The organism is Pseudomonadota bacterium, from assembly GCA_010028905.1.
Classification (GTDB): Bacteria; Vulcanimicrobiota; Xenobia; order RGZZ01; family RGZZ01; genus RGZZ01.
On the sequence record RGZZ01000478.1, the window covers coordinates 1 to 3,781 of the forward strand.

5 protein-coding genes and 1 pseudogene are annotated in these 3,781 nt (G+C 65.2%); 4 read left to right on the plus strand and 2 right to left on the minus strand.

The genetic code is table 11. The features are described from left to right. From EB084_21435 to EB084_21445, 3 genes are all read left to right on the plus strand, one after another. Positions 1-309: hypothetical protein (locus EB084_21435; GenBank protein ID NDD30828.1), on the plus strand; the 309-nt coding region annotated here is incomplete at its 5' end. Between the two features lie 15 nt (positions 310-324). Beyond that, the gene (locus EB084_21440; protein ID NDD30829.1) at positions 325-549 is read left to right on the plus strand and encodes a thioredoxin; all 225 of its coding nucleotides are present in this window, start codon (positions 325-327) and stop codon (positions 547-549) included. A 284-nt stretch (positions 550-833) separates the two neighbouring features. Next, positions 834-1,298 (plus strand): hypothetical protein, encoded by a 465-nt coding sequence (locus EB084_21445; GenBank protein ID NDD30830.1) that lies wholly within the window; start codon positions 834-836, stop codon positions 1,296-1,298. Between the two features lie 119 nt (positions 1,299-1,417). Here the strand turns inward: EB084_21445 and EB084_21450 are convergent, their stop codons facing one another. Beyond that, entirely contained in the window at positions 1,418-2,710 is a 1,293-nt protein-coding gene (locus EB084_21450; protein NDD30831.1) for a DUF692 family protein, read from the minus strand. Further along, positions 2,697-3,011, minus strand: coding sequence for a hypothetical protein (locus tag EB084_21455; protein ID NDD30832.1), 315 nt, complete (start codon positions 3,009-3,011; stop codon positions 2,697-2,699). The genes EB084_21450 and EB084_21455 overlap by 14 nt, the downstream gene beginning before the upstream one ends. 328 nt (positions 3,012-3,339) lie before the next feature. On the opposite strand from EB084_21455, the pseudogene EB084_21460 reads away from it, so the two are divergent. After that, positions 3,340-3,510: pseudogene (locus EB084_21460) on the plus strand (ADP-ribosylglycohydrolase). The last annotated feature ends 271 nt before the right edge of the window (positions 3,511-3,781 follow it).

Sequence of the window (3,781 nt, forward strand, 5' to 3'; positions counted from 1 at the left end):
GCTTTTTTTGTGCGGGGGCTGAACCGACCGGAGAGGCTGGTCGCGAAGCAGGGTCCACGCCAGCCTCCGGCGCACGGGCGCTTCGAACAGGAGTGTCCGCTCGCCGCTCGAACCATGGCTCATCCCAACCTGAAGAACGGAGACTTCCGCATGCACTATCGGACCATCGGTCGGCGTGCATTGAGCCTTGTGCTCGTGCTTGCCGGTCTCGTGCTTCCGTATCTGGCTTCGTCGGCCTCGGCAGCGCCCGCGAAGTCTATTGTCAGCGCCAAGGGCGTGACGGTCATCCACTACTACGCGAACTGGTGAGGCGCCTGTCGGGTCATGGCACCCGCGTTTGCTCAGTTTGAGCAGAAATACGGCAAGAAGATCACCATCATCAGCGTCAACTCAGACGACGCTGACCTGTCGGCCAAGATGAAGCCCTACAAGAAGTCGCAGTACATCCCGGAAACGGTGGTACTGCGAGATGGCAAGGTTGTCGAGCAGAAGGTGGGGGCATTGTCACTCCCGCAGCTCGAGCAGCTGATGAAGAAGGGCTCACCCTGATCTGAGATATCGGCAGTGCCGATGAGAGCCCGCCTCACGCGCGTGAACACGCCGCGTGAGGCGGGCTTCGTGCTTTTCTGCGTGTTCGCAGCAAAGGAGCGTCAATCACTGTGCCTGTTCTGCGTGCACGCTCTGAGGCTTCAGGTGACGACGTCTCCCCCCCCACCTCGCCAGACAGTTCACGCCCGTCTTTCGAGGTGTTCACATCACCGAAACATCCTTGCGAGTTCCGGAAACATGCAATGCGTATGCTCGCGCCCGACCAATCCGTCAGGAGAGAGCAGATGACAAGTGTGACGATGCCCGGTGCCGCCATTTCGCGAGCGGCGCTGATCGAGGCGGTGAACAAGGTGCCCCAGCGGCCGGAGTGGGTCGTGATGGATGGCCAGCTGCAGCCCATGACATTCGTTCAGGAGCTCGATCGCTTTGAAGGCGCCACCATCGGTGAGGTGGCAAAGAGCGCGGAGGCCCGCGTGGCTGAGCTTGAGGCTGATGTCGACCGCGGCGTCAAGATGGGCTGGACAGGCGTGGCTCTGGGCATTGCAGGGGGCGTTGCGGCCATGGTGGTGCCTCCACTTGCGCTTCCAGGCCTCCTTGTCGCTTTCGGAGGGGTGGCCGGTGTCGCCAACTGGGGTTTCACGTCCGCCAGCTGGGGTCGCGACGAGATTGCTTCGACCCAGGGCTTCGCTGAACAGCTGGGCGACTGGGGTCAGGCCATCTCGCAGCCGTCCGGAGCGCCTCAAGCGTAGCTGCGGCACTGCAGCCGTCCGCGGCGTCTGAAGCGTAGCCTCGGAACCGCAGCCGTCCGGAGCGCCTCAAGCGTATGGCGCTGCGGTGCTGGGTCCGTGGGCCTGAGAAGATGGTCGCATTACGGCGGCGAGGCGCCGAGGGAAGAGCCAGATTCGCTCCACGCGGCCCAGAGCGCCCGTTCCTCCGAGGGGAAGAAGGCTGTCGGGGAGACCTCGCGGGCATATCGATCGAAGGTCTTGACGAAGGCGGTGGGATCGGCGTCGAAGGCGCTCTCGAACTCGGACGCTCCCCGCAGCAGTCGCTCGAAGCGCAGCTTCTGGGTGATGAGGGCGGTAAGACGCAGGCCGTCGCTCTCGGTCGGCGGAGGGGCGTCGTTCCCCAGAACGGCCCTCGGGTTCGCTGCGTGCGCGGCGAGAATCAGCTGGTCCTGTCGGCGGCCCGCGGCCTCGCGTTCTGACTGGGGCAGTCGATCACGGTGCGGTGGCGCACCCAGCTCATTGACCCGTCTGTTCGGTCGCAGGCGGTTCCAGATCGCCCGCAGACGCTGCAGCTCGTGCTCGAGTCGATCGGCGCCTTCAGCCGCGAACGTTCCCTCCATGCGCTCGAGCACGATGCCGCGCAGATTCGGGGCGCGGTGAGCGGCGTATTCGAGAATGTCGAAGACGGTGTCAGGGACGGCGTCGTCGTGCGAGTCGAGGCGCATGACGCGGCCGCTCGGCAGCCATTCGGGTTCGCTCTCACTTCCCCCGCTCACATGCATGCAGAGAACGCGGTGCAGCGGCAGCGCGTCGATGACGCTCTTCCAGTCGATTCCGCCGTTGATGCATTGAGTGAAGACGTTGTGCGCGTCGAGCAGCAGCCACGCGCCACTCTCCTCGACGAGTCGCGCGACGAGCGCGGGTTCATCGACACAGCGCTTGAAGTACCAGGCCGCGTTCTCGAATCCCGCAAAGGGGTTTACGGTGCGCAGGGCGCGGACGCTCTCGATCACGGCCTCGACCTCGGCTACATCGTCGCTCAGGGGCAGGGGCAGGGCCGAGATGTGCGCACCCTGGCGGGCGACTCCCAGGTGATCGAGGTACCACACGAAGTCGAAGCGCCGCTGCGAGGCGGCCGCCATCTCGAGCCAGTGGCGCTGCCAGTCGTCGTTCGGTTCGCCTGCCATCACGGTTCCAGGCGACAGTCCGAGGCCGTGCGCCGCCACTGGGAATCGACGGGCGAGACGGGTGAACAGGTCGGCGCTGTCACTGAACGTGAGCGTTCCGTCGCCTCGAGCGCACCAGACGGTCTCGGGCGCGATCTCGATGAAATCGACCCCATCGAGCAGGGGAATCACCATCTCGAGGAAAGTGGGGTCTGGGTGAAGGCTCAGCCCTACGCCGAGGGGCTCGAGCCCGTCAATCGTTTCCATCGCGAAGGGCGTTCAGGGTGTTGATGAAGCGATCAGACCGAGGGCTGCGCACCGCCATCCCGCATGCGGGGCAGTTGTCGCCGGCGGGTGTGCGCGCTGGACTGGGCGTCGCGCGGGCGCTGGGGGTCGCGCGGGCGCTGGGGGTCGCGCTCTTGGCGGGACGGGGACGCGCGGACGATGAGGGGCGTGGACTCGGTTTCGCGGATGGTTCGGCGTCGACCCGGGCCATCAGCCCGAGGACGGAGGCGGCGGCCAGGGCCAGGGTCAGTTCGAGGAGATGATTGCGGTTCATGAAGGTCACGCTCGACTTTCTCTGGGGTGTATCGATGCCGGCGTGCAAAGGGTTCGCGCTCACGTTGACGACATGGTCGCGACGATCTGTCGAGATATTCCCACGCTCGAAAGAACGTTCGTCGCCCCGTCGATGAACCTCCTGGCAGATGCCTGCGCTCCTTGAGGAGGGGCGATGTAGTCGGCCGGCGACAAGGTCGAGGGCATGCTGATCGGTCTGTCCATTGGAGACGTCCTCGGCAACAGCGCTGAAGCGACGATGACGGCCTGCTCCCCGTGCCTCTTGCCTCCACCTTTGCCTCGCGTCGCATCTTCGGCATCGGCGAGACGGCGCGCGCATTCACCCAGTTCCGTCGGCGTTCTACCTCGCCATGCGTCACGCCCACGATCCGCGGGAGGCCCTGATGCCCGCCGTCAACGACACCTGGCACAGCGATACCATCGCCGCCATCGTGGGGGCTGCAGTGGGGGCCGTGCACGGCGCCGCGGCTCTGCTCGAGGAATGGCGGAACCTGTCAATGGTTTTGAGACACTTTGCGATTCGAATTCAGTGTAGCCCCGAGTCAGAGCTTGTCGCGCCAGGCGGGTTGATCCAGACGGCGGCAGGCAGCTGCAGCGGCTGCGGAGGTCTTCGCACGAAGCGTTCAGGATGGGCCTCGTCGGCGGCCTGGAGAGTGAGCGCTCTGGCCTCGAGGATGCGAGCCGCTTGCTCGTGGTGAACGTGCGCGGGTGTGAGAAGGCCGAGACCACCGTGTCGATGCTCTTGGTTGTACCAGGGGA

Excerpts from the sequence above, each read along its gene's own strand:
- EB084_21440 (NDD30829.1), top strand. The coding sequence starts at position 325 with ATGGCACCCGCGTTTGCTCAGTTTGAGCAGAAATACGGCAAGAAGATC.
- EB084_21445 (NDD30830.1), top strand. The coding sequence starts at position 834 with ATGACAAGTGTGACGATGCCCGGTGCCGCCATTTCGCGAGCGGCGCTG.
- EB084_21450 (NDD30831.1), bottom strand. The coding sequence starts at position 2,710 with ATGGAAACGATTGACGGGCTCGAGCCCCTCGGCGTAGGGCTGAGCCTT.